The sequence below is a fragment of the Nonomuraea sp. NPDC050404 genome, from assembly GCF_040655495.1.
Taxonomy (GTDB): Bacteria; Actinomycetota; Actinomycetes; order Streptosporangiales; family Streptosporangiaceae; genus Nonomuraea.
Genome location: NZ_JBFAKB010000031.1, coordinates 16,807 through 40,748, shown reverse-complemented (window position 1 = coordinate 40,748; position 23,942 = coordinate 16,807). Strand labels below are relative to the sequence as shown.

Annotated in this window: 19 protein-coding genes; 14 read left to right on the top strand and 5 right to left on the bottom strand. The window is 70.5% G+C overall.

All coding sequences use genetic code 11. The features are described from left to right. Positions 1-42: 42 nt before the first annotated feature. Positions 43-843: a phosphate ABC transporter ATP-binding protein PstB gene (gene pstB, locus AB0I81_RS51930; RefSeq protein ID WP_360675380.1), complete on the top strand. Its 801-nt coding sequence runs from the start codon at positions 43-45 to the stop codon at positions 841-843. A 22-nt stretch (positions 844-865) separates the two neighbouring features. Continuing rightward, positions 866-1,591, top strand: a complete 726-nt coding sequence (locus AB0I81_RS51925; RefSeq protein WP_360675105.1) for a response regulator transcription factor — start codon at positions 866-868, stop codon at positions 1,589-1,591. 85 nt (positions 1,592-1,676) lie between these two features. On the opposite strand, the gene AB0I81_RS51920 is transcribed toward AB0I81_RS51925, so the two are convergent. Both AB0I81_RS51920 and AB0I81_RS51915 read right to left on the bottom strand, forming a co-directional pair. Then, on the bottom strand, positions 1,677-2,072 hold the full coding sequence (locus AB0I81_RS51920) for a hypothetical protein (RefSeq protein WP_360675102.1): 396 nt from the start codon (positions 2,070-2,072) through the stop codon (positions 1,677-1,679). Between the two features lie 89 nt (positions 2,073-2,161). Next, on the bottom strand, positions 2,162-3,442 hold the full coding sequence (locus tag AB0I81_RS51915) for a S1 family peptidase (RefSeq protein ID WP_360675100.1): 1,281 nt from the start codon (positions 3,440-3,442) through the stop codon (positions 2,162-2,164). Positions 3,443-3,675: 233 nt separating this feature from the next. On the opposite strand from AB0I81_RS51915, the gene AB0I81_RS51910 reads away from it, so the two are divergent. Then, positions 3,676-5,616, top strand: a complete 1,941-nt coding sequence (locus AB0I81_RS51910) for an ABC transporter ATP-binding protein/permease (protein WP_360675097.1) — start codon at positions 3,676-3,678, stop codon at positions 5,614-5,616. A gap of 15 nt (positions 5,617-5,631) precedes the next feature. Here the strand turns inward: AB0I81_RS51910 and AB0I81_RS51905 are convergent, their stop codons facing one another. Continuing rightward, positions 5,632-5,997, bottom strand: a complete 366-nt coding sequence (locus AB0I81_RS51905; protein WP_360675094.1) for a hypothetical protein — start codon at positions 5,995-5,997, stop codon at positions 5,632-5,634. Positions 5,998-6,082: 85 nt separating this feature from the next. Then, positions 6,083-8,542, bottom strand: coding sequence for an L-tyrosine/L-tryptophan isonitrile synthase family protein (locus AB0I81_RS51900; protein WP_360675091.1), 2,460 nt, complete (start codon positions 8,540-8,542; stop codon positions 6,083-6,085). 480 nt (positions 8,543-9,022) lie between these two features. Between AB0I81_RS51900 and AB0I81_RS51895 the strand changes: the two genes are divergently transcribed. From AB0I81_RS51895 to AB0I81_RS51865, 7 genes are read left to right on the top strand one after another with little or no spacing between them, the layout of a single operon-like run. Further along, positions 9,023-10,132, top strand: a complete 1,110-nt coding sequence (locus AB0I81_RS51895; RefSeq protein ID WP_360675088.1) for a GNAT family N-acetyltransferase — start codon at positions 9,023-9,025, stop codon at positions 10,130-10,132. Further along, the gene (locus tag AB0I81_RS51890) at positions 10,129-11,223 is read left to right on the top strand and encodes an ABC transporter ATP-binding protein (protein ID WP_360675086.1); all 1,095 of its coding nucleotides are present in this window, start codon (positions 10,129-10,131) and stop codon (positions 11,221-11,223) included. Before AB0I81_RS51895 ends, AB0I81_RS51890 begins: the two co-directional genes overlap by 4 nt. Then, positions 11,220-11,978, top strand: a complete 759-nt coding sequence (locus tag AB0I81_RS51885) for an ABC transporter permease (protein WP_360675083.1) — start codon at positions 11,220-11,222, stop codon at positions 11,976-11,978. Before AB0I81_RS51890 ends, AB0I81_RS51885 begins: the two co-directional genes overlap by 4 nt. Then, positions 11,965-12,858 carry an ABC transporter permease gene (locus AB0I81_RS51880; RefSeq protein WP_360675080.1) on the top strand — a complete coding sequence of 298 codons (894 nt, stop codon included), beginning with the start codon at positions 11,965-11,967 and terminating at the stop codon, positions 12,856-12,858. The genes AB0I81_RS51885 and AB0I81_RS51880 overlap by 14 nt, the downstream gene beginning before the upstream one ends. 2 nt (positions 12,859-12,860) lie before the next feature. Then, complete coding sequence (locus AB0I81_RS51875) at positions 12,861-14,717, top strand: non-ribosomal peptide synthetase (RefSeq protein WP_360675077.1); 1,857 nt, start codon at positions 12,861-12,863, stop codon at positions 14,715-14,717. Continuing rightward, positions 14,714-16,066, top strand: a complete 1,353-nt coding sequence (locus tag AB0I81_RS51870) for a condensation domain-containing protein (protein WP_360675074.1) — start codon at positions 14,714-14,716, stop codon at positions 16,064-16,066. Before AB0I81_RS51875 ends, AB0I81_RS51870 begins: the two co-directional genes overlap by 4 nt. Then, a complete protein-coding gene (locus AB0I81_RS51865; RefSeq protein WP_360675071.1) occupies positions 16,063-17,256 on the top strand; it encodes an ATP-grasp domain-containing protein in 1,194 nt (397 codons plus the stop codon). The genes AB0I81_RS51870 and AB0I81_RS51865 overlap by 4 nt, the downstream gene beginning before the upstream one ends. A 296-nt stretch (positions 17,257-17,552) precedes the next feature. Here AB0I81_RS51865 and AB0I81_RS51860 read toward each other — a convergent pair whose 3' ends face one another. Continuing rightward, positions 17,553-18,269: a VOC family protein gene (locus tag AB0I81_RS51860; protein WP_360675069.1), complete on the bottom strand. Its 717-nt coding sequence runs from the start codon at positions 18,267-18,269 to the stop codon at positions 17,553-17,555. A gap of 267 nt (positions 18,270-18,536) precedes the next feature. Between AB0I81_RS51860 and AB0I81_RS51855 the strand changes: the two genes are divergently transcribed. The 4 genes from AB0I81_RS51855 to AB0I81_RS51840 all read left to right on the top strand — a co-directional run bounded on the left by AB0I81_RS51855 (position 18,537) and on the right by AB0I81_RS51840 (position 23,833). Then, positions 18,537-21,416, top strand: a complete 2,880-nt coding sequence (locus tag AB0I81_RS51855) for a BTAD domain-containing putative transcriptional regulator (protein WP_360675067.1) — start codon at positions 18,537-18,539, stop codon at positions 21,414-21,416. A 120-nt stretch (positions 21,417-21,536) separates the two neighbouring features. Then, the gene (locus tag AB0I81_RS51850) at positions 21,537-21,752 is read left to right on the top strand and encodes a hypothetical protein (RefSeq protein WP_360675064.1); all 216 of its coding nucleotides are present in this window, start codon (positions 21,537-21,539) and stop codon (positions 21,750-21,752) included. A gap of 105 nt (positions 21,753-21,857) precedes the next feature. Then, the gene (locus tag AB0I81_RS51845; RefSeq protein WP_360675061.1) at positions 21,858-22,904 is read left to right on the top strand and encodes a hypothetical protein; all 1,047 of its coding nucleotides are present in this window, start codon (positions 21,858-21,860) and stop codon (positions 22,902-22,904) included. Next, on the top strand, positions 22,901-23,833 hold the full coding sequence (locus AB0I81_RS51840; RefSeq protein ID WP_360675059.1) for a DUF3558 family protein: 933 nt from the start codon (positions 22,901-22,903) through the stop codon (positions 23,831-23,833). The genes AB0I81_RS51845 and AB0I81_RS51840 overlap by 4 nt, the downstream gene beginning before the upstream one ends. Positions 23,834-23,942: the final 109 nt, after the last annotated feature.

Below are 23,942 nucleotides of genomic sequence, written 5' to 3'. Positions count from 1 at the left end.
ATCTTCATGAGTTCCGAAATCACAGTGAGGGCCGGTGGCGAGATGGCCAAGGAAACGGCCGACGTGCTGGACCCCGTCTTCACGCTCAAGGACCTGTCGGTCTTCTACGGCGACTACGAGGCGGTGCGCGGCGTCAACATGCGCATCGCCCCCCGTGAGATCACCGCGCTGATCGGCCCGTCCGGCTGCGGCAAGAGCACGGTGCTGCGCTGCCTCAACCGGATGAACGACCTGATCCTGGACGCCCACATCGCCGGCAAGATCACGTACTACACCGAGGACCTGTACGGCGAGAACGTCGACCCCATCGAGGTGCGGCGCCGCATCGGCATGGTCTTCCAGAAGCCGAACCCGTTCCCCAAGTCGATCTACGACAACATCGCCTACGGCCCGCGCGTCAACGGCCAGCGCAGAGGTCTGGACGAGATCGTCGAGGAGGCCCTGCAACGGGCCGCGCTGTGGGAGGAGGTCAAGGACAAACTCAAGCAGAACGCCCTGGCGCTGTCCGGCGGCCAGCAGCAGCGCCTGTGCATCGCCCGCGCGATCGCCGTCAAGCCGGACGTCATCCTCATGGACGAGCCCTGCTCCGCCCTCGACCCGATCGCCACCACCAAGATCGAGGACCTCATGCAGGTCCTGTCCAGGGACTACACCATCGTCATCGTCACCCACAACATGCAGCAGGCCGCCCGCGTCTCCGAGCGCACCGCGTTCTTCACCGCCGAGGTGGACGAGAAGGGGGTACGCCACGGCCGCCTGGTCGAGTTCGACAACACCGCGCGGATCTTCAGCAACCCCGCCGACAAGCGCACCGAGGGCTACATCACCGGACGCTTCGGCTGAGCAGAAGGAGAGCCGAGCACACATGCGCCGTGCGACAGCCGCCGCCGTACCGACGCCCGTCCAGCGAACCGGCGAGGCGACCACCAGGAACGGCCCCGTCCTGCTGGTCGCCGACCCGGACACCGAACTGGGCGACCTGTCGCAGTACGGTGTCCACGTCGTGCACTGCGCCGACGGCGTGGAGGCGTTGCTGCGCATCGGTGCCGAGCAGCCCGACATCCTGCTCCTGGGTGCGGACCTGCCCGGCATCGACGCCGTCACCCTCATCACCACGCTGCGCCGGAGCATGGACCTGCGGATCATCTTCGGCGCGCGGGCCGGCGACGCGGACATCGCCATCAAGGCGCTTCAGGCGGGCGCGAGCGCCTGCGTGGCCCGGCCGTACCGGATCCAGGAACTGCTGCCTCTCATCCAGGTCATCCCCGGCGCGGAGGCGCGGCTGCGGGTCGGCGAGGTCGAACTCGACCAGAACGCCCACGTGGTCCGGGTGTGCGGCGAGCCGGTGCACGTGCCGCTGCGCGAGTTCGAACTGCTCGCCTTCCTCATGCGCAACGCCGGGCGCGCCGTCACCCGGCAGGAGATCAGCCGGCAGGTGTGGCACAGCAGCGCCTCGCCGCCCAACAACACCATCGCGGTGCACATCAAACGCCTGCGCCGCCGCATCGGCGACGACGAGAAACACCCCGTCATCATCCACACCGTACGCGGCGTCGGCTACCGCTACGCGCTGCCCGACGAAACCCTTTGAGGCGCATGCCCTCCGGCTTTCGTCACCCGGTCAGTTCGGCGCTGCCGTCGGACATTAGAAGTCCATCTAAGCAAAGGGGCGCCCGTCAGGTGCCGACGCTGACCACCAGCCAGATCCGGGAGCGGTCGCAGCCCTGCGGGGCCGAGGTGATGATCTCCGCCCGTGCGGTTCCCCCGCCGAGTTCCGTGCTCCTGCCGAGCGCCACGGTTCGCCCGTCCACGGTCAGAGTCCGCGCCGCCGCGTCCCACTCGGTGGCCGCCGCCGGGAACACCGGCAGCCACCGTTGCCCGTCGCCGTCGGCGTAGAGGCAGCCCCGGTCCATGACCAGCGTCGCGGTCATCAGGGCGGCATCGCCCACTCCGGGCCGGGAGCGGTCGTAGGTGGCGAAAGGGGCCGCGGCCGTGGGCTCCCCGCCGGTCGTACAGGCGATGAGTACGAGGGGCAGGATGAGGAGGCCGGCTGCGGCCCTGATCGAATACATGAGTGCTCCGGTCGGTCGGGCGTCTCGCCATCGGACGCACTGATCTTCCCGGCCGGACGTTTCCCGAGGGCCGTTACGCGTCGCCTCGGCTACCCGTACAGCAGGGAGACGTTGATGTTGGAAATGTAGTTGATCGCCATGTAGACGGCCCAGTTGCAGCCGGCGGTCCCGGTTCCGGTGGATGATTGGCCCTTGTAGATGCCGTACGCCTTGTAGGCGTTGAACCAGGGGCCTCCGCTGTCACCCGGATAGCATTTCAGGCCGGAACCGGACACGCGGATCCAGGTGGCCGAGCAGGTGACGCCGTTGCAGGCATTGCTCCAGGTCGGGCGGTAGGAGATGGTGCTGACGGTGCCGCAACTGTAGCCGGTGGTCTTACCCCGGTGGCAGACGTAGTCGCCGTTCTGGCCGCTTCGCACCACGCGTCCCGTGAGCGTGCGGGTGGCGGAGGTGCTGCTGGCATGGAAGCGCGGGTAGGAGAGGTTGCTGGGACGGGTGTGCCATTGCACATCGCTGGTGGCGTTACGAGCCTGGCTCCGGAAGGTGGTGGCCAGCCAGGTGCTGGAACCGAAGTAGTGGTAGCTCTGTGAGTTTCCGCAATGTCCGGCGGTGAGGATGCCTTTGACGCCCGAGGCGTTCCTGACGGAGAACCCGCTGGTGCAGGAGGTCATCGGCAAACCGCCACGCTGGCCGTCGGCGGCGGACTGCGGCGTGAGCCGGATTTCGGCCGAGCGGATCTCGGCCGGCAGGGAGGCGGGCAGCGTCGCGCGCAGCGAGGCCGTCACCGCCTCGGCCGAGCGGTCGCCGGTGGCCGCGCCGACCATGTCCAGCACGAACTTCTCGTTGGTCGAGTCATAGAAGACGCCTTCGACCGCGCCATGAGTGTCGAGGTTGGTCCCCGTCGAGTCGATGATCTTCTCGGCTTCGATGAGGCTGTACCGCGCCCCCGCCTCAAGGGTGACCGCCGGCGCGCCCTTGACGAGTTCCGCGGCCTTCTCGGGCACCTGGTCGCCGGTGAAGCGTACGCGCAGGCCGAAGTCGCCCCCGTGATCGACGGTCGATCCGGCGAAGATGTCGGGGTGGGCGGCTTCGATCTCCTCCACCAGACGGCCGTACTCACTCTGTGCCGTGAGCCTGGTCCGTGCCTCCTCGGCCGTCACCCCGAAGTCCTTGGCGTAGGACTCGGCGTCCAGGGCGAGCCCGTCTTCGAGCCCGTCCTCGGGAGCGCCTTCCTCGGGGTCGTCATCGAACGCGGCGGTGGTGTGGACGGCGCCGATGGACGCCGCCTGCGCCGGAACCGGCGCCAGCAGCCCACCCGTGAGTAAGAGGAGCGCGGTCAGCGCTCCCGGCACACGCTTGCTGATCCCCATGTTGCCCTTCCTGTTCCCCCTGGTGCCTGACTTGCCTTTCACGAATCATGACTTAGCGGGAATTAGGGAACAAGAGTTGCTCTTTTCCGGAAAAGCTGCCTGCCGTAAACATCTCGCGGTATTGGCCCGGCGGGCGACTACGTCGAACGTGAGGGAAAAGTTTCCGCCCTTGGCGGTCCCGGATCCGGAGCGCCGGTCTTTTTCGCGAGTTGAACACCCGTCACGCTCCGTGCGTGTACGTTTCCGGAGTGCAGTTGTTCACCCCGGCGCTCGACTGGGGCTCTGAGGTCTGGACATCGCTGGCATGGATCGCCAAAGCCTGGGTGATCGCAGCGGTGTGCAGCCTGCTGGTGCTCGTGCCGATCGGCCTGTTCACGACGTGGGGCAGGCAGTTCTGGCGCATCACCGGCGCCTACTTCACCGGCCCCGGAAGCGTCAGGGTCTGGCTCAGGCTCGGCGCACTCCTCCTGTCGGTCGTCGCCGGCGTCCGGCTGGACGTGCTGTTCAGCTACCAGGCCAACGACATGCTGTCCAGCCTCCAGGTCGCGGTCCAGGGCATCGCCGTCGGGGACACCCCGGTCAGGAACTCCGGCGAAGCCGGCTTCTGGATGTCCCTGCTGGTCTTCTGCATCCTGGCGGCCATCCACATCGGCCGGCTGCTGCTGGATCTGTTCCTCCTGCAGCGGTTCGTGCTGGCCTGGCGCGCCTGGCTCACCGACAGGCTGACCGGAGACTGGCTCGACGGCAGGGCCTACTACCGGGCGCGGTTCATCGACGACACCATCGACAACCCCGACCAGCGCATCCAGTCCGACGTCGACCTGGTCACCGCCGGGTACGGGCCCCTGCCCAACCTGCCGAGCAACGGAGGGACGTCCAGGACGCTGCTGTTCGGCGCGATCTCCGCGGTCACCTCCATCGTGTCGTTCACCGCGATCTTGTGGAACCTGTCGGGCACGCTGTCCGTCTTCGGGATGCAGATCCCCAGGGCGATGTTCTGGATCGGGCTGGTCTACGTCCTCATCGCCTCCGTCATCGCGTTCTGGATCGGCAAGCCGATCATCTGGCTGGCCTTCGCCAACGAGAAGTTCAACGCCGCCTTCCGGTACGCCCTGGTACGCCTGCGCGACGCGTCGGAGTCGGTCGCGTTCTACCGCGGCGAACTCGCTGAACGCTCAGGGCTGCGGCGCCTGTTCGCCCCCGTCGTCGCCAACTACAAGCGGTACCTGGGCAGGACCATCGGCTTCAACGCCTGGAACTACGTGATCAGCCAGAGCATCGTGCCGCTGCCCTATCTCCTGCAGGCGCCGCGGTTGTTCGCCGGCGAGATCCGCCTCGGTGATCTCAATCAGTCGGCGTCGGCGTTCAACGAGATCCAGAACGGCCTGTCGTTCTTCCGCAACGCCTACGACGCCTTCGCCGGATACCGGGCGGCGATCATCCGGCTGCACGGCCTGGTCGTCGCCAACGAGCAGGCCAGGGCGCTGCCGGAGGTGCTGACGCTGCCCTCCGCCGACGGGACGATCCGGCTCACGGCCGTCGAGGTCCGCACGCCAGGCGGACGGCAGTTGATCAAACCACTCGACCTGCGACTGGAAGCGGGGGAGACCCTGGTCGTCACCGGGCCCTCGGGCAGCGGCAAGACCACGCTGCTGCGCAGCCTCGCCGAGTTGTGGCCGTTCACCACCGGCACGCTGACCCGGCCGTGCGGGCCCAACGAGACGCTCTTCCTGTCGCAGCTCCCCTATGTGCCGCTGGGCGACCTGCGCGCCGTCATCAGCTATCCCGGCGCGGCGGGCGCCATCGATGACGAGAGCCTGCGCGCCACCCTGCGGGAGGTGGCGCTGCCACACCTCGCGGACCGGCTCGACGAGGTGCAGGACTGGGCCAAGGTGCTCTCCCCCGGAGAGCAGCAGCGCATCGCGTTCGCCCGGATCCTGCTGACGAAACCCCGGGTGGTCTTCCTCGACGAGTCGACCTCGGCGCTGGACGAGGGCCTGGAGTTCATCCTCTACCGGCTGGTGCGCGAGCAGTTGCCCGGCACCATCGTCGTCAGTGTCAGCCACCGCTCGACCGTCACGCAGCACCACGCCCGTGAGCTCGTACTGCTCGGTGGGGGCGAATGGCACCTGCGCCCGCTGGGAGAAGGCGCACCGGAACCCGCAGGGGCGTAAACCCTGTCCCACCGATCAGCGCTCCCAGGGAGGAGTGTCGCCCATCTTCTCGTAGTAGCGGGCGAGGTGGCCCTTGACCCTGCCGATCTCGTCCTTGGGCAGGTCGATGCCGCCACGGGCGCCCTGCATGATGGTGCCGGCGGCCATGATGCCGCGTGGCACGGCCGTGAGCCCGCCATCGATGACATCGGCGATCAGCAGCTTGTAGCTGGTGAAATTGTCGGGCTTTTCGCCGTCGTACCAGATGTGCGCGTCACGGTAGGCGGCGTCCGGCTCGTCCTCGGCGTCGGCCCATTTGCGCACCCGCTTCTCGGCGGCATCGCCGTCCCATTCGCGGTCACGGTCGGCGAGGGGCAGATCCTGAAATCTCGTGACAGTCATACCCGGCCGCCTACCCCGCCCCAACCCGGTAAACGGCGGGCCGGGAATGAGCGCTCGCGAGGGATGCGCCAGGGCCTTGGCCGGCTCAGCGGCGTCTGAGCCGTACCGCAGCACGGAAGCCGGGGCGCAGGCGTCCACCTGCGGTGGCGGTGACCGGGACCATCGTCCATGGCTGGGCCGGGCCGAGCAGGGGTGAGTACGCCGGGACGAAACCCTGGTCGAGCAGCGAGACGGCGAAGTCGGTCGACACCTGGCCTGAGGCGTCCAGGGCCGCCGTGCCGTGCCAGGGAAGCACGGACGAGCCGCCGAGGTAGGTGAAGCCGAGGCAGCCGCTGCGTGGGTTCGGGGTCAGGCGGATTTGGTGGGAGAACATCGCCGCGTCGAATCCCAGATCGCGATCGACCCACAGGACCGCCATGTAGCGGATGGTGTCCTGCCAGGCTTGGGACAGCACCGCGCGCCGTTCGCCGGCGAGCGCCGGGTCGGCCAGGTTGAACAGATCGGCGTAGATCTGCCTGGCCGAGGCGGCGTCATGGTCCCGTGTCGTGGAGACGGTGTACATCAGCGATCGGAACAGGTTCTCGAAGCGCGGGATCGCCATTCCGTCATCGCCGCAGGTCATGCGGGCCGTCAGGAGGGTGGCCCGCTCCAGCGCGGAGGCGGGGGCGGAAAGGATGGGCAAGCCGGCGAGGGCGTCAGTGATCTCCGCCAGTCGCTGCGGGACGAGCACGGCGTGCCGTTGCACGGCGTGCACTCCCATGCGTTGTTCCGCGACCTCGTTCAGGTCGGCGATCGTGAGAACGTCCGTCCCGCCGACCATGGCGTGGTAAGCGAGTAGTTTCTCCCGGTAGGCGAGCAGCAGAGGGCGCGGGTGCGGCCGGAAGTGGTTGCCGTCGCCGAGCACCGTGATCGCCAGCCCCGGCGGATAGATCTCCCGCACCGTACGGTGCAACTCGCGCAGCCGGATCAGGGCGGCGAGTTCGGACAGGTCGGGCCGGCTGCCCAGCGCCTTGAGCTTGTTGTACGGGAATTTGATCGGGAAGCCTCTGGTGATGACGGGAATGGGGACGCCGTCGGCCACCCGGGGCTGGATCTCCCGCCTCGCCATGGCCGGGGAATAGTTCGCCCGTGCACCCTTGCGGAACTGCGGGCGCATGAGCAGATGGTAGATGTCGGCCACGAGGTCGCCGCTCCTGGGAGCCCGCGCGGCCGTCCGGATCGCGGCACGGTCGGCGTTTTCGAGCAGCGTGTCGATGATCTCCGCGGATTCGCCCTCGCTGAGCCGTACGGCGTGCTCCAGCGCGAGCGCTCCCTCCGACATCTCGGCCAGCGACAGTTCGGCCAGCGAGTTCGCGTGTGACAACGCGGGAAGGCGGGTGGCCGGCGCGGTGCGGGCGCAGTGCGGAACGGTCTCGAAGGACCGGACGACCTCGGCACCGTCATAGGGCCGCTCGTGCACGTAGCCGGGCAGTGCCACCGCGACGTACAGGGCGTCGGGGAGCACCTTGGCCATCGCCTGCCGGTTCTCGCAGATGTCGTCGAACACCGCGACGATGTCCAGGTCGGCGAAGCTCCGCAGGCCGTCGGCCTTCAGCTCGTGAACGGGCCGGGAGCGGTCGTCGGGCTGGAAGGCGATGCGGGCCCCCGTGATGCCGGCGCCGGCCAGCGCGTGCTCGGTGTGCGTGCGGACCCGCTCACGTCGTCCCGTGTTGAAGACCACGCGGCCGCCGGCGTCGTACACCTGCCACACGAAGCGGGCCAGGCCCGGCACCGGAGTGTCCCAGCGCAGGTTCTCCCACGGCCGGAAGAGGGCGCGGCAGAAGTCCTCGTGGCCGATCCGCACGCCGGCCTGCCGGATCCACCGATCCCAGGCCGGCCGGTGATAGGAGGGCAGGGCCGCGAGCTGGTGCGGATCGACGCCGACGGTTGTCAGGGCATGGACGACCCGGGCGCGTGGATCGAGCGCGCACATGTCGATGTCGAGCATCACGGCCGGCGGCCTGATCGCGGGATCGTTCCTTCTCCGGCGCGCACGCTCGGCGACCCGGCGCAGCACCTCGTTCAGCACGGCGTGCTGGCCGTCGTCCACCGCGTGGGCGGGGCCCCGCCCCGAGGCGCCGAGCAGCGCCGCCGCGCGGGGGGACAGGAAGCGCAACTCCGCCGCGAGGGTGCGCTGAACGGCCTCCGCCGGCAGGCCGGCGCCGCGCCCGAGCAGCGTGATCGTACGGGTCAGCTTCGCCAGGCCGCGACGTGCCGCGTGCTCGTCCAGCTCTTCGACGGTCGTGTCCGGCAGCACCACCCGGCCCGTCGCCGACCCTCCTGGCGTCACCTCGAAGCGGGGGCCCGCGATGCCGATGCCGACGCCGTACCTGTCGATGCCGATCCTGAACACCCGGGCCAGTGAGGCGGGCAAGGCGCCGGCGCCCGCCTGGACGTCGTCCGGGTCCACGGCGCGGGTGGCCTTTCCATGGACCGGGTGGTCGGGATAGGGCAGGCCGTCGCGCTCCACGGCGCAGTGCAGACGCAGAATCGGGTCGGTCTCCATCAGCGCGAGCAGGCGCGGACCGGATACGGGCTTTTTCTCGGGTACGGCTCCGTTCATGCGCGACGTTGCCGATTCGCCGATGAATGCGGCGCAGGCCACGACGCTTCCGCGAAATTGACAATTTGCGCGGCGGGCTTATCCATTTTCACCTCTGTGGCTTCACGCGCGCATTTACGCGCGAAATCTTGTGGTCTTCCTCCGATATGAGGAGCCGGCGGGCTTCCTCTTTCTTTCATCGAGTCCTGAGGAGGTTGAAAAGCCACGTTTCCAGTTCGTCGTCCGGCGGAACCAGGGCAGCGAGCGGACATTTGCCGGGCATGAGCCGGATAAATCCGGGCGGCAACACGAATGTCCGGCCGATGTCCGCTCGTTGCCCTGGAGCGGCGTACAAACCGGCGGCCAGACTCGGAAGGCCGCCGGCGACACGTTTCACCGGCCACGACCGCAGCGGGATCAGGCATCAGGACCGGGAGCGACTGGGTGGGCTTGGACATTTCGACGACGGAGGGACTGGACGGGGTGGGGCAGGCGGACTGGGATCGGCTGGCGGACGGCGACGACTTCTACCTGTCGTACAGATGGCTGCTGACGCTGGAGGGCGATCCGTTCGCGAGCACGTACTGCGTTCTGGCCCGCCAGGACGGCGTCCTGGTCGGCGCGCTGCCCGTCTACGACGTCCGGGTCGAGGGCAGCGGCTTCTACGCGCCCGGACGGCACCGCCGGGCCCTCACCGGAGGCGGCCGCTGGCTGGTGGCGGGGGGTCGCCGCGGTCACCACAGCGGGATCCTGCTGTCCGGCGAGGAGCCGCGGCGCCGGGCGACGCTGCGGGCGCTGATGGAGGCCGGGCTCCGGCTGGCCGGCGAACGGCAGGCCCGCGGCCTGGTGTGGATGTACGCGCCGACCCGCGTCGCCCGGTGGCTGCACGCCGAGGGGGCGTCGGTGGCGTTCGACACGGTCGAGGCGTGCCTGGTCGCCGACGGGTGGGACGAGTATCTGGCCGGCCTCGGCGGCCGGCGGCGCAAGGGCACGATGCGGGAGCGGCGGCGCTTCGAGCAGGCCGGCTACGACGTGGCGGAGCAGCCCTTGAGCGAGTGCTGGCCGGCGCTGGCCGAGCTGGTCGCCAACCTGCAACAGAAGTACGGGCACCGCACCACCACGGAGGCGATGCGGCGGGTGCTGGCCCCGCAGGCCGAGTACCTCGACGACGACAGCGTGGCGTTCACCGTGCGGTGGGAGGGGCGGCTGGTGGCCGGCGCGTTGCAGTACCGGTTCGGCGACACGCTCTACGCCCGCATGATCGGCTTCGACTACGACCGGCTGCTGAACGCCTACGAATACTTCAACCTGTCCTACTACCTGCCTGTTCAGTACATGGAACGCACCGGACTGCGCCGATTGCACCTGGGCATCGAGTCGGCGCGGGTGAAGGCCGAGCGGGGCGCGCGGCTCCACCCGCTGTGGACGGTGGCGCTGCCGTGCGACGGCTCCGCCCTCGACACGGCGGAGCATTGCGTCGCGGAACGGAGCGCGTGGCGGGAGCGGTACGACGAACGGGTGCTGCCCGCGCAGGACTGGGATGTGCCCTGGTGAACGCCACAGCGAGTGCGCTGGAGGTGGACGCGGTCACCCGTACCTTCAAGACCGGGTCGGGGACCGTCGAGGCGCTGCGTCAGGTCTCCTTCACGGCTGAGGCGGGTGAGGTGGTCGGCCTGCTGGGGCTCAACGGCGCGGGGAAGACGACCCTGATCAAGGTGATCAGCACGCTGCTGCTGCCGACCTCCGGCACCGTCCGGGTGGGCGGGGTGGACGTGGTCACCGGGACCCGGCAGGTACGGCGCATGTTGTCCGTGGTGTTCGGCGGGGAGCAGGGACTCTACGGGCGGCTCTCGGGCCGGGACAACGCACGCTTCTTCGGCACCCTGTCCGGCCTGGACCGTCGGCGGCTGGAGCGGCGGGCGGCCGAGGCGATCGCCATGGTCGCCCTGGACAAGGTGGCGGACCGGCCGGTCGAGACGTACTCGCGGGGCATGAAGCAACGCCTGCACCTGGCCATCGGGCTCATGACCGCCCCGAGACTGCTGATGCTGGACGAGCCCACCGTCGGGCTCGACCCCGTGGAGGCGGACCGGTTGCGCCGGCTGATCGGCGAACTGGCCGCCGGGGCCGCTCATCCTCGGCCGTGCATCCTGTTGACCAGCCATTACCTGCGCGACATCGAGGATCTGGCGGACCGGGTGGTGATCTTGCAGGACGGCCGGCTCACTCACGACCTGCCGCTGAAGGAACTGCTGCGCCAGGCGGGTTCGGCCGCCGCGGTGACGGTGAACGTGCGCGGGGCGGAGCCGGTGCGGGCGGGCGGGGAGGCCGGGCGGCCAGGTGTGCGGCTGATGGACGCGCGGCCCGCCGGGCCCGGCATGTGGACGGCTCGTTATGAGGTGGCCCGGTGGTCGCCGGCGACGCTGACCGAACTGGCCCGCCAGTGGCCCCACGGTGAGATCGTCGATGTGGGCGTCGAGCCGGTGGGCCTGGAACAGGTCTTCCGTGACCTCAGCGGCCAAGGCTCCGACGCCGGGCGGCGGCCCGGGCTCGGCGAGGATGGCCGGAGCGGCGAGGGCGGCCGGAATGGCGAGGGCGGCCGGAATGGCGAGGGCGGCCGGAATGGCGAGGGCGGCGGCCGATGATCGCCCGTGGTTTGCTGGCCAGTGCCCGCGTTCAGCTCAAGAGCGAGACCCGGCTGGCCGGCGTGATGGCCGGGGTGGTGCAGCCGGCGGTGTTCATGGCGGTCACCCTGCTCGCCGCCGGACCGGCCGCGGTCGGCACCCGTACTGCGGTCGGTTGCGGGCTGCTCGGGCTGTGGGGCGCGATCGTGTGGAGGTTCGGCCTGGTGCTGCGGCAGGAGCGGCAGCGCGGCATCCTCGCAGGCCTCGTGAGCCGCCCGGCCGGGCTGACGGTGGTGCTGATCGGCAAGAGCCTCGGCTCGATGGTGCGCTCGGCGGTCCTGACGGCGCTGACCGTCGGCGTGGTGGCGGCGATGGCCGGGCATCCGGTACGCATCGCCGCGCCGGCCGTCTTCACGATCACCGCGCTGGCCACCCTGATCTCCGCGACCGCGCTCGGCCTGCTGCTGTGCTCGGTGTTCCTGCTGTCCCGCTCGGCGGTGCGGATCGCCGAGACGCTCATCTATCCGGTGTTCATCCTGGGCGGGCTGCTGGTGCCGACCAGTCTGCTGCCGGGCTGGGCGCAACAGCTTTCCACCCTGGTCAGCCTCAGGTGGGCGGGCGAACTGCTGCTCGACGCCGCCGCGGGACGGGCACAACAGCCCGGCGACTGGTTGTCGCTGGCCGCGACCACCACCGGTTACGCGGTGAGCGCCGTCGTCGGCCTGCGACTCGTGCTGCGGAAGATTCGCGCGGAGGGCACCCTTGAACTGGCCTGATCCCACCACCGAGGGCACCCCGGCCGCCCACCGCACCCCGGCCGCCCACCGCACCCCAGCCGACCACCGCACCCCGGCAGGCCAGCGCACCCCGGCCGGTTGGCGCACCGTCGCCGCCTTGCGGACGGTCGCGGCTCTCTCGTGGCGCGAATACCGTGCGGTCTATCCGTTGCGGGTGGTCCTGGCGAGTTCGCTGCCCCGCGCGATCCTGCAGACGCTGTTCGTCGCGTACGTCGGCCTGATCGCGGCCGGTCCGGCCGGGCGGGACTTCGCGCTGGTCGGCGGGGCCATGCAGGTGGTCACGATCGCCACGGTGATCAAGGCCGCCGACATCCTGGTCGAAGAGCGGATCTTCGGCACCCTCTACCGGATGCGGCTGGCGTGGATTCCGCTGCCGGTGGTGGCCGCCACGCGATGGTGGATCTTCACCGCGGAGGGCGTACTGGGCGGCATGGTGGCGGCCACGGCCGCGTGCCTGCTCTTCGACCGGCCGGCGCTGATGACGGGCATGTGGGCGGCCACCGGGCTGGTGGTGCTGGTGGCGTTGTCCACCAGCGCGCTGGGGATGGCCGTCGCGGCGTTCGCGATGACCCAGCGCGTCGACTCCTTCATCACGAACCTCGTCAGCTACCTGCTGCTGGCGCTCACCGGCTCGGTCGCGCCGCTCGAACGGCTGCCGGACGCGCTGGAGGCACCGGCGCACGCACTGCCGATGACCAACGGGCTGCTCGCCATCCGCGGTGCGCTCGCGGGCGGGCCATGGCTGGGGCACGCCGCCGCCGAGGCGGTCGTCGGGCTGGGCTGGCTGGCCGTGGCGGGGGCCGTGCTGACGCTGCAGGCGCGGCGGGCCCGTACAGATGACACCGACGGACGGATCTGACGATGACATTTCTTCCACAACTGATCGAAACGGTCGCGGCCGAACGTCCTGACGAGCCGGCCATCACCGGACCGACCGGCACGCTCTCGTACGGGGCGCTGGTCGAGCGGGCGCGCGAATTCGCCGGACTGCTGCGTGCGCTGGGCGTCGCGCCGGGCGAGGTGGTGGCCGTCGAGGACGGCGGGACGCCGGCGTCGGTGGCCGCCCTGGTCGGCACGCTTTACGCCGGTTGCGTGATCCTGCCGATCGATCCGGCGCTGTCGCCGCGGCTGCGGGACACCATGACCGGCGTCGCGCGCCTGCTGGTGCGCGCCGGCGAGGACGGCCGGCAGGTCTTCGAGCCCGGCCACGCCCGGCCGATGACCCTCCCGGACCGGGTGGAGCCGCTGGCCGGGCCCGCCGGTCTCGACGCCCGCTCGCCCGCCTATGTCTGCTTCACCTCCGGCAGCACCGGACGGCCGAAGGCGGTGCTGGGCGCGCACGACTCGCTCGCCCACTTCGTCCGCTGGCAGCGCGACACCTTCGAGGTCGGGCCGGGCGACCGCATGGCGCAGCTGACGAACTGGTCCTTCGACGTGCTGCTGCGCGACATCTTCACCCCGCTGATCAGCGGCGCCACGTTGTGCCTGCCCGGGTCGCGGTCGCGGGACGCCGGACGGGTCTTCTCCTTCGCGCGGGCGTACGGGATCACGCTGGTCCACACGGTTCCCTCACTGGTCCGGCGATGGCTGGCGGCCCCCGCCGTGGACCTCGCGGTGCCGACTCTGCGGGCTGCCTTCTTCGCCGGCGAGCCGCTGCACGCGGAGCTGGTGAACGACTGGCGGAGCCGGGTGGCCCCCGACTGCCGGGTGGTCAACCTGTACGGGCCGAGCGAGACCACCCTGGCCCAGTGCTTCTTCGAGGTGCCCGACGAGCCGGTTGCCGGGCCGTTGCCAGTCGGGCGGCCGTTGCCCGGGTGCACGGTCAGCGTGTTGCGCCCGGGTTCCTGGGAGCCTGAGGAGGTCGGCGAGGTGGTGCTGGCGACGCGTTACCGCTCGCTGGGATATCTCGGCACCGACAGCACCTTCGCGACGGCTCCCACGGGGGAGCGGGTGTATCGCACCGGCGACCTGGGGCGGTGGGACGAGCAGGGGCGGCTGCAGCTGCTCGGCCGGCTGGACGATCAGGTCAAGGTGCGCGGGGTCCGGCTGCGGCTGCCGGAGGTCGAGCGGGTGTTGCGCGGCGTTCGCGGCGTCCGGGAGGTGGCCGTGGTGGACGCGGCCGCCGCCGTGGGGGAGGTGCGGCTGGTCGCCTATGTCGTGGGTGAGCCGGATGTGCCGTCGGCTCGTGTGCTACGCGAGGCGATCGTGGGGGAGTTGCCGGCCGCGGCGGTGCCGGAGGCGTTCGTCACGCGTACGGACCTGCCGCTGCTGCCCAATGGCAAGATCGACCGCACGAGCCTACGCGACCAGGCCGGAACCCTGACCGCCCCAGCGCAACCGGCCGCCCCGGCACAACCGGCCGCCCCGGCACAACCCGCTGAACCGGCACAACCCGCTGAACCGGCGCAACCCGCCGGACCGGCGCAACCGGCTGAACTGGTGCAACCGGCCGGACCGACGCACCCGGCCGAAGCCGGGGACGGCCCTGGGGACGGGCCGAAGGCGTTGATCGTCGAGACCTGCCGACGGGTCCTGGGCGTCGAATCGCTCCCCGTCACCGCGGATCTCTTCGAGCTCGGCATCGACTCGATGTCCGCGATGGAGATCGCCGCCCGGCTGGAGGACGCCCTGGACGCGGAGATCCCGTACGGCCTGGTCTTCGACCATCCCACCGTCGAGGAGATCTCCCGCTACCTCGCCGGCCGGAGCCTGGGGTGAACGGCACGATCACACCGTCGTGGAACCAGCGCAGCCGCCTGGCCCGGCTGGTCGAGGACGCGGCGGCCGGGCTCTACCGGCCGCAGCACACGATCTCCGCGTTGCGCGTGCGTGGCGAGCTGGACCTGGCCGCGCTGAACCGCGCCTGGCTCCACCTGCAACGGCGGCACCCGGTCCTGCTCACCTCCTTCGACCCGGGCAAGCCGCTGTGGCGGCTCGACCCGGTCACCCCCGTCGAGCTGGTACGGCTGCCGCCCCTCGCCGACGCCCAGCAGGCGCTGCTGCGGGAGGCCGAGCGGCCGTTCGACATTGAGCGGGGCCCGCTGGCGCGGCTGGTCGCCATCCCTCTCTCCGGCACCGCGGAGATGCTGCTCGGGCTGGTGATCGACCACCTCGTCTCCGACGCGTGGTCACGGCGGATCCTCGTCGGCGACCTGTATGGCCTCTACAACCTGGAGATCGGCGTATCGACCGAGCCACTGCCCAAGGCGCCGGCCGCGTACGCCGGCTGGGTCGAGCGCCAGAACGACTACGTGCAGACCGCGTCCGGGCTCGCCCAGCGCCGCATAGCGCGGCAGCTGGTCCCGCCCCGTCCCGAGCCCGCAGGCCGGGCGGACGTTCCGCGGATCATGCGGGAGCTCGGGGCGGACCTCTACGAACGCCTGCGGCCGGCCGCCAGGCGGTTCCGGCTGACCCGGCTGCAACTCGTCCTGGCCGCTCTGGACGCGGCGCTGGGCGAGCTGGGAGAACATTGGCCGGCGGGGACGCTGGTGACGGTCGCCGGTCGGCCCCGGCCGGACCTGCACGGCTCGGTCGGCTGGTTCGCCGACTACGTCCCGGTGCTGGTCGACAGGGGCAGGCGCGCCGATCCGGGCGAGCATGTGCGGTCATTTCGTGAGGCGGTCGTCTCGGCGCTGGACCTGGCGCGCGTTCCCTGGCCGCTGGTCGTCGCGGACGCCCTGCCCGACCGGTTCACCCGCCCGATGGCGCTGCCCTTCCTGTCGTTCAACGCCCAGCCGCTGCGGATGGGCGCCGCGGTGGACCCCGCTCCCTTCGCCGGGACCGAGGTCGAGGAGATACCGGTCCACCTGGGCCGACCGGACGGGACGCTGCTCGCGTACTGCTCGGAGCACGCCGACGGCAGCCTGCGCGTGGCCCTGCGATACCAGCCGGAACGCTACGACGAGGCCGAGGTCCTCCTGCTCTGGCAGACCGCCGTCGCGCGGCTCGACCAGTTCGCCGAAGGTACGGACCGCAGAGGCATCGCCGAAGGCAAGGACCGCAGCGGCGAGAGGTTCGATCGGTTCGCCGAAGGCACGGATCACAGAGACGGGAGGGCGGGACAGTGAAATTGTTCGTCATCGGCGCGGACCCGCGCCGCGAGTGGGCCTTCTCCGCGTGGCTGCGCGCCGGTCTGTCGATCACCCTCGCCGACGGGGTCAGCGGCGGCGGCTTCGAGCACGCCGTGGATCGTTTCCATCCGGTCGAGGTGCGTGACGAGCGGGCCGATGTGCAGTCGCTGGCCGCGATGGCGGCCGGCCACGACGGAGTGACCACACTGGCCGAGGGATCACTGATCACCGCCGCGACGGTGGCGCGGGAGCTGGGCCTGCCGGGTCCGGGCGTCGGCGCGGCGCGCATCGCCCGCAGCAAGGTCCGCCAGCGAGAGGCCGGCCGGCGGCACGGCCTCCCCGGTCCCCGGCACTCGGCCGTCAGCGGGCCAGACGACCTCGTCCGGTTCTTCGCCGCCGGTGTCCAGGCCGCGGTGCTGAAGCCGGCGGACTCCTCGGCGAGCGCCGCCGTGTTCGCCGTACACGGTGTCGAGGAGGCGCTGGAGCGATGGCCGCGCGTCCGGGCGATCTCACCGAGCCGCACCGGCATCGTCGAGGAGTACCTGACCGGGCCGGAGGCGAGCGTCGAGGCCGTGGTACGGGACGGCGAGCTGGTCTTCTCCTCGCTGACCCGCAAACAGACGGGCGGGCCGACCGGTTTCCTCGAAATCGCCCACACCACGGACCGGGCAGATCGCCCCGACGCCGCCCTCGACGCGCTCGTCCGCGACCTGATCGCCGCCTGGCAGGTCGAGTCGGCCATCCTGCACATCGAGGTGAAGCTTGACGGCGGCCGCCCGGTCCCGCTGGAGGCGACAGTGCGACCGGCGGGCGACTACATCACCGAACTGGTGTCGGCGGCGCACGGCCGCGACCTCTATCTCGACCAGGCGCATTTGGCGCTGGGCCGGCCGCTCGCGGCGGACCGCCCGGCCCGCGCCCGGCGGGCGGAGGTGCGGTTCCTGCTGGCTTCCGGCACCGTCCGCCGGAACGTCGCCCCGGTGGAGGTGCTGGACGGCCTGACAGAGGTCAAGATCGTCCGGCAACTCGCCGCGGCCGGCTCCCGCCTTCCGCCCCTGACCGCGAACTGGGCCAGAGCCGGGTACGCCCTCGGCTGGTCCAACGACGACGGCGACGCGCTGACCGGGCAACTCCGGACCGCCGTCAGCGAGCTGGGCAGGCTGATGGGCGCCTCTGAGGTGGCCTGAAGTCGCGGATGGCGTCCCAGCCCGTCAGCCGCCTGCCATGACCGGTCGTCCACACCGGATCCTCCTCGCGGAACAGGCTCAGGAAATGCTCCCCCCGCTCGTTCCGCTGCGCTTCCTGAACCGCCGCGACCATCGCCTCGATCTCGCACCGCGGGTCATCCGCGGCGAGGTGGTTCGCTCATCGCAGGCGTGAGATCGCCCTCATCGGCGTCGGCCAGAGCCCGCGCTACAAGACGTACAGGATGCACTCCGAGGGTTGTGGCCGGCCTACACCACCCAGGACTCCCGATCCGCCATCAGCGGGCCCGGGCGGCGAGTTCGGCGAGGCCGGCCGCGCCCGATGCCGCGCGAATGGCGATCTCCTGTCCGTCCCCGGTGCTGAGGCCCACTCCGTGCAGGCCCGCGTGCTCCGCGACGAACCGGAGGGGCAGCGCCTCGAACGTCTCCGTGCCGATGTGCTCCTCGACCTCCGCCGGGTCGCCACCGAGCTCAAGCCAGGCGACCGAGAGCACGGGACGCTCGTGCGTCATCGGCGCGCGGCGGGCCGGGTGCTGGTCCATGTCGTCGTGGTAGTACCAGTTCGGCAGCCCGCGCGCCCAGGTCAGCGCGGCATCGCCGGGCGCCATGACCGTGGTCGCGGACGATCCGTCAGGCCGCCGCGCGCCCGGGGACGTCACGACCTCGCCACCGAGGCGGCGCGCCACGTCCTCAAGGTCGGCGTGGCTGCGCGCCCGGAGGTTCCAGGTCATCCAGTGGTCGCCGCGCCGGGTGGTCTCCTCGAACCAGGCGCGGAACGCGTCGACCCCGGCCGGCAGCTCGGCGTAGTGGTCGATCACCGACTCGACGTTGATGAAGGCGTCGCCCGGCAGCGGGATGACCCGATGAGCGGTGGGCATGATCGACAGCCATCCCCCTTCGTGGCTCCGCAGTCCGGTTTCGCGGCGCAGTCGCTCCGCGCTCTCGTAGAGGTGGCGTACGCCCAGGGTGACGTGGTCGAGATCGTAGACAGGCACGTGGATCCTTCCGCGATCGAGCTACGTTTGCCAGTAAATTAGATTTGTTGACAAACGTAATAGAGTGACTGTTCGCTGTCAACGGGCCCGCCGCCGGCATGCGCGGGACGGGATCGTGCCGGCGTGCGCGGAGATCGTCGAGGCTCTTGCGGGGGTGCGGAACGGCGGTGAGGTGATATGCCGGACTTGGGCGGCGGGGGCCTCTCGTCCGTCATCGCCGCGCATGAGCCCCGATCATCTCGTTACAATGCCGACTCCGTCGAAAGGATGGGAGCGCTGCGCATGGCGCTGGAGATCAGGTTCCTCGGCTCGTGGCAGGTCCTGGCCGGTGACGTACCGGTCCGGCTCACCGGGCCACGACGCATCGGCGTGCTGGCCAGGCTCGCCGTGGACGCCGGGCAGGCCGTACACGCCGAGCGGATCCTCACCGACATCTGGGGGGACGGCTCCGCCGCGACCGCCGCCAAACAGCTCCACATCGTGGTCTCCAAACTCCGAGAAACGCTCGCACCGCACACCGCCGAAGAGATCATCCAGACCAGCCCCGGCGGCTACCGGCTCGCGCTCGACCCCGTCCACGTCGACGCCCACCAGTTCACCCGCCTGGCCAAACGCGCCCGCACCGCCCAGGCGCAAGGGGACACAGACGCCGCGGACACCCTGTTCCGCACGGCCCTGCGGCTGTGGCGGGGCGGGCCCCTGGCCGAACTGGCCCACCCCTGGGCCCGCATCGAAGCCGCCCGCCTGGAAGAGGAACACCGCACAGTCCTGGAGGACCACGCCGACCTCCGCCTGACCGCCGGCGACCACCACGCGCTGACCGCCGACCTGGCCGCCCACGTCCGCGCCCACCCCTTACGCGAACGCCCCGCCGCCCAGCTCATGCTCGCCCTGCACCGCGCCGGCCGCCCCTCCGAGGCGCTCGCCGTCTACCAGGACATTCGCCGGTTCATGGTCTCCGAACTCGGCATCGAACCCGGCGCCGGCCTGAGCCGCCTGCACCAGGCCGTCCTGGCCAAGGACCCCGCCCTCGACCTGACCACCCCGGCCCAGCGGGTCACGGCCGGCGAAACGTACACGCCTGCCGAACTGCCCGCCGACACCCGCGCCTTCACCGCCCGCGCCACCGAGATCGACCGCCTCCGCGCGGCGCTCGCCTCCACCGACAGCCTTGCCCCCGGACCCACCGATATCCCCGTCCACGGACCACCGATAGCCGCGCCCCCCGGACCCGCCATCACCGTGATCGACGGACCCGGCGGCATCGGCAAATCCGCCCTGGCCATTCACGTCGCCCACACCATGGCCGCCCGATTCCCCGACGGCGTCCTCTATCTCGACCTGCACGGCGCCACCGACGGCCTCCGGCCGCTGTCGCCGATCGAGGCGCTCGGCCGGCTCCTGCGCTCGCTCGGCCTGGACGGCTCCGCCATACCGTCCGCGATCGAGGAGGCCGCGGCCCGCTACCGTTCCCTCACCTCGGCGCGGAACGTGCTGATCATCCTCGACAACGCCCTCGACACCCGCCAGATCCGCCCGCTCATCCCCGCCGGCCCGGAATGCGCCGTCCTCATCACCAGCCGGCAGGTTCTCACCTCACTCGACGGTACGAGCCATCTGACCCTGCCCGAGCTCGACCCGTCCGACTCCACCGCGCTGCTGGCCCGGATCGCCGGCCCCGGCCGGGTCAACGCCGAACCGGAGGCCGCCGGGCGGATCGTACGGCTCTGCGGAGGTCTGCCCCTCGCCCTGCGCATCGCGGCGGCACGCCTGGCCGCCCGCCCCGACTGGACGCTGTCCTACCTCGCCGACCGGCTCGCCGACGCCACCCGCCGCCTGGACCTCCTGCAGTACGACGACCTGGCCGTACGCGCCGGCATCGCGGTCAGCCTCCACCACCTCAAGGAGGAGCCCGCCGGCCAGGACGCCGCCCACCTGTTCGCCCTGCTCGGCCTCCTCGACACGCCCACCTACACCCCGGCGGCCACCGCCGCCCTCGCCGACCGGCCCGAGCACGCGGTGGAGACCGTCCTGGACCGCCTCATGGACGCCCGCCTACTCGAATCGGCGGGGCCGGGCCGCTACCGGATGCACGACCTCGTCCGCCTCTACGCCCGCGAACTGCCCGCGCCGGGGCGTGCGGCCGCACTCCGCCGCGCGCTTCACCACTACCTCGCCACCACCCGGACGGCCAGCCTCCTGCTCGCCCCCACCTCCGTCATCGTCAGAAACCTCCGAGCCGACCAGCCGGGCCTTCGCCTGAACACTCCGCAGGAGGCGATCGACTGGATCGAGCTCGAACGCGGCAACCTCATCGCCGTCGCCCGGCAGGCCGCCACCCGCATCGACGATGCCGGTACGGTCGAAGGGCTCGCCGCCGGCCTCAACGGGCCCTTCAGCCACCGGGGCTGGCTCGTCGACCTGGCCGAGATCCATCACCAGGCCCTGCGGGTGGCCGTCCAGACCGGCAACTGGGCGGGCCAGGCCCGAGGGCACAATCAGCTGGGCTGCATCCTCAAGAACCAAGGTCGCTTCGAGTCCGCGGTCGAGGAGTTCGAGCGTGCCCTCGTGTGCTGGGACCGCGCGGGCCTGCCCCTGCGCAAGACGGGCACCCTCAACAACCTCGGCACGACCTACGGCAAGCTGGGGCGGTACGAGGAGGCGCTTGTCACCCTCGACGAGTCGCTGACGACAGCGGCGGCCGGCGGCCTGCGCGACTACCAGGCGATGGTACTCAACGGTCAGGCCGGGGTGCTGATGAGAATGGGCCGGCTGAACGACGCGATCGACGCGGGCCGAAGAAGCCTGGAGATCTGGCCGGACTTCGACAATCCCTACGGCGAGGGAACGGCGGCCGAAACGCTGGCCGAGGCGTACCGACGCGCCGGCAGGCTCACTGAGGCCGAGACCGAATACCGCAGGGCGGCCGACCTCCTGCGCAAGGCCGGTCACCGCGCGACGGAGGCCGTCTGCCTGTGGGGGCTCGGCGACACCCTGCACGATCTCGGGCGGCGGGAAGAGGCACGCAAGCGCTGGCACCAGTCGGCTCGAATTCTGTGCGATGTGCATCTCATCACCGAGGAGGAACTACATGCCCTGCTCGCCCGGGACATGCCTCAACCTCCCGAGGCCATCAAGCACTTCTAGACACCTGCCCTCAGACCCGGGACACGGCGAAGCCCGACATCACAGGGAAGTGCACCGACGGCAGCCTGGCCACCTCACCACCGGCGATCAAGAACCTCATTTGCCTGCCTCACCGCATCGATGCCCTGGACAGCAGCCCCACGCAGGCGTCCAGGCAAGCCGGGCAGCACCTCATGCCACCTCATCGGCGCGGCGCCGTCCCGCGCGGTCGGCTGGTGCCCGTCCACCGGCCAGGTCATCACGGCGAACAGCAGACAGGAAACTCGCATCGTCGCCACACTGCCCGCTGACAAGCTCGGCTCCTTCGCCTTGAGCATCGCCTCCGGCTTCCTGTGAGGGTGGGTACGGCCACCGGCGCTCACACAGTCGCGCTCGGCCCGGGATCGGAGAGGCGTGGGCGGTATACCCGGAACATACCGCTGGCGGTTAGCGTGCCGGGTTGTGCGGCTGATGATTGCGTTGCTGCTGTGGCTCGACCCGTTGCCGGGGGCGGCCCAGCCGAGGTTTCCCGTTCCGATCGACTTCTGCTCGGTAGTCGACGCCGGCCTGGTCAAGCGGCTCGTACCGGATGCAAAGGTCGAGCATGACGGAATCCACTGCGTCTGGGCGAGCCCGGGTGTGGGGCTCCAGGTCCGGCCGGTCGGGGCGAATGGGGAGGGATCTCTCTGGACCTCTGAGGAACTGCTTCAGACTTATGGGACCGACAAGGACGTGGAACCGTGGACCCGCACCTCGGCGCGGACGCACGAGATCTACCGGAAGCGGCACGCCGAAGACCTGCGTCCATCCGAGCTGACGATCTGGTCGGATCCCGCCATCAGAGTGTCGACCGCTGACCGGCGCTCCGCGACCAGAACGGCGGCACGCGCGGTGGCGGGCGTCGGTGATGAGGCTTTCGAGGTCGGTCTCCTCGCCATTCCCTCAAAGCGGCTGGAGCACGCCGAGGTCGTCTTCCGCGTCGGCAACGTGCTCCTGGAGGTCGGTTACTCCGGGATCGACGGCCGGGTGAGCGCGAACCGTCTGCGCCGGGGCGCGGTGGAGGTGAGCAAGCGCATGGCCACCGCGCTCGGGCGGATGAGCCCTCCGGAGCGGACCGCCACGCCACCTCCGGGCACTTTCGCGGAGACCCCGCTGGCGTGCGCCACGCTCACCCCGGCACAGATCAAGAAGCTGAAAGCCGGCAAGATCCAGCCGCTGGGCAGCGAGCCCGGCACCTGTGACTGGGGAGAGTTGTTAAAAGACCCACGGCTGGTCGTGCAGCTCTGGGCACCCCAGCGGGGTCCGGCAGGCGACGGGATCGCTCAGGCGAAGGAGATGGTCTCCCACTGGAAGACGGACACGTCGGTGACCGCCGGGATCGCGGACGAGGCGCTCGCTGACCGGAACACCGTGATCTTCAGGAAGGCCAACCTGATCGGCAGGGTCAAGGCGACGAACCCGGCCCGTGCCGAGCAGGCCGCCCGGTGGATCGTGGCAGGTCTGTCATGACGCGCGTACGGCTGCTCGCGGCACTCCTCCTCCTGCTGCTCACCGCCGCATGCTCGGCGGATCCGCCCGCGAAGCCCTCCCAGGCCGCCCGCACTCCGCAGGCGTCCATCACGCAGGAGACCGGGCCAGGCAGGTACACCAGGATTCTCGATCCGTGCGCCCTGCTCACCGCTGAGCAGGCGGAACAGCTGGTTCCGCTCGCCCGCGGAGCCTACAGCGGGCCGGCGTGTGTCTGGCAGCCGTCGGGTCCTCCTCTGCCGGCGGCGTCGGCTTACTACCTCGTCGTCAGCTTTCATCTTGCCGCCGACATCACGCAAGCTCGCGCGTATCTCCAGAACCCATCAGGTGACTCGTGGTGGGTTGCCGGACTGACCAAGACCCCCGACCCGGCTGCGAACTCCTTTCCGGGAGTGGGTGATGAGTCGGTCGTCTACGACCTGCCGACCTCCAACACGGTTCTGGGCTACCGGCTCAGTAATGTGGTGATCATCGTCCGATATGGCAGCTCGTTCGGAGGCGGGTCCGCCCAGGCCGACCAACGGCAACGTGACGATGCGCGGAAGGCCGCGCTGTGGGTGGCGGAGGCCGTGAAGCGGCCGGCGCCGATCGTCGCCAACCCGTCCGACGGACGGTTCGCCGCGGCGCCGTACGCGTGTTCGCTGGTGGGGGGCGAGCCCTTGTCGGCGACCTCGTGTCGCTCCGGCGTCATGGTACGGCACGCACCGGCGTGGGGCGGCAAGAGCGGGATCGCCGTGGCCAAGGCGATGTTCGCCCATTACAGGAGCAAGCCATTCAAAATCGTGAAGGGCCTGGGGGACGAGGCGTTCCAGAAGAAGGACACCATATGGGTTCGGGTCAGCAACCTCGTGGTGACGGTCAGGGGCACGAAACCCAGGGCCGCCACGGTCATCGACCACCTGCCCCCGTGACGAGCCGGCGGCACACTCGCCACGCAGCTCGAAGAAGCCGGCGGACATCGGGACGCAACTCTACCGCGCGGGCTACGCTCCAACCGTAGGCGAGCGGTATCGGTCACTG

Excerpts from the sequence above, each read along its gene's own strand:
- pstB (WP_360675380.1), top strand. The coding sequence starts at position 43 with ATGGCCAAGGAAACGGCCGACGTGCTGGACCCCGTCTTCACGCTCAAG.
- AB0I81_RS51925 (WP_360675105.1), top strand. The coding sequence starts at position 866 with ATGCGCCGTGCGACAGCCGCCGCCGTACCGACGCCCGTCCAGCGAACC.
- AB0I81_RS51920 (WP_360675102.1), bottom strand. The coding sequence starts at position 2,072 with ATGTATTCGATCAGGGCCGCAGCCGGCCTCCTCATCCTGCCCCTCGTA.
- AB0I81_RS51915 (WP_360675100.1), bottom strand. The coding sequence starts at position 3,442 with ATGGGGATCAGCAAGCGTGTGCCGGGAGCGCTGACCGCGCTCCTCTTA.
- AB0I81_RS51905 (WP_360675094.1), bottom strand. The coding sequence starts at position 5,997 with ATGACTGTCACGAGATTTCAGGATCTGCCCCTCGCCGACCGTGACCGC.
- AB0I81_RS51900 (WP_360675091.1), bottom strand. The coding sequence starts at position 8,542 with ATGGAGACCGACCCGATTCTGCGTCTGCACTGCGCCGTGGAGCGCGAC.
- AB0I81_RS51885 (WP_360675083.1), top strand. The coding sequence starts at position 11,220 with ATGATCGCCCGTGGTTTGCTGGCCAGTGCCCGCGTTCAGCTCAAGAGC.
- AB0I81_RS51875 (WP_360675077.1), top strand. The coding sequence starts at position 12,861 with ATGACATTTCTTCCACAACTGATCGAAACGGTCGCGGCCGAACGTCCT.
- AB0I81_RS51855 (WP_360675067.1), top strand. The coding sequence starts at position 18,537 with ATGGGAGCGCTGCGCATGGCGCTGGAGATCAGGTTCCTCGGCTCGTGG.
- AB0I81_RS51850 (WP_360675064.1), top strand. The coding sequence starts at position 21,537 with ATGCCCTGGACAGCAGCCCCACGCAGGCGTCCAGGCAAGCCGGGCAGC.
- AB0I81_RS51840 (WP_360675059.1), top strand. The coding sequence starts at position 22,901 with ATGACGCGCGTACGGCTGCTCGCGGCACTCCTCCTCCTGCTGCTCACC.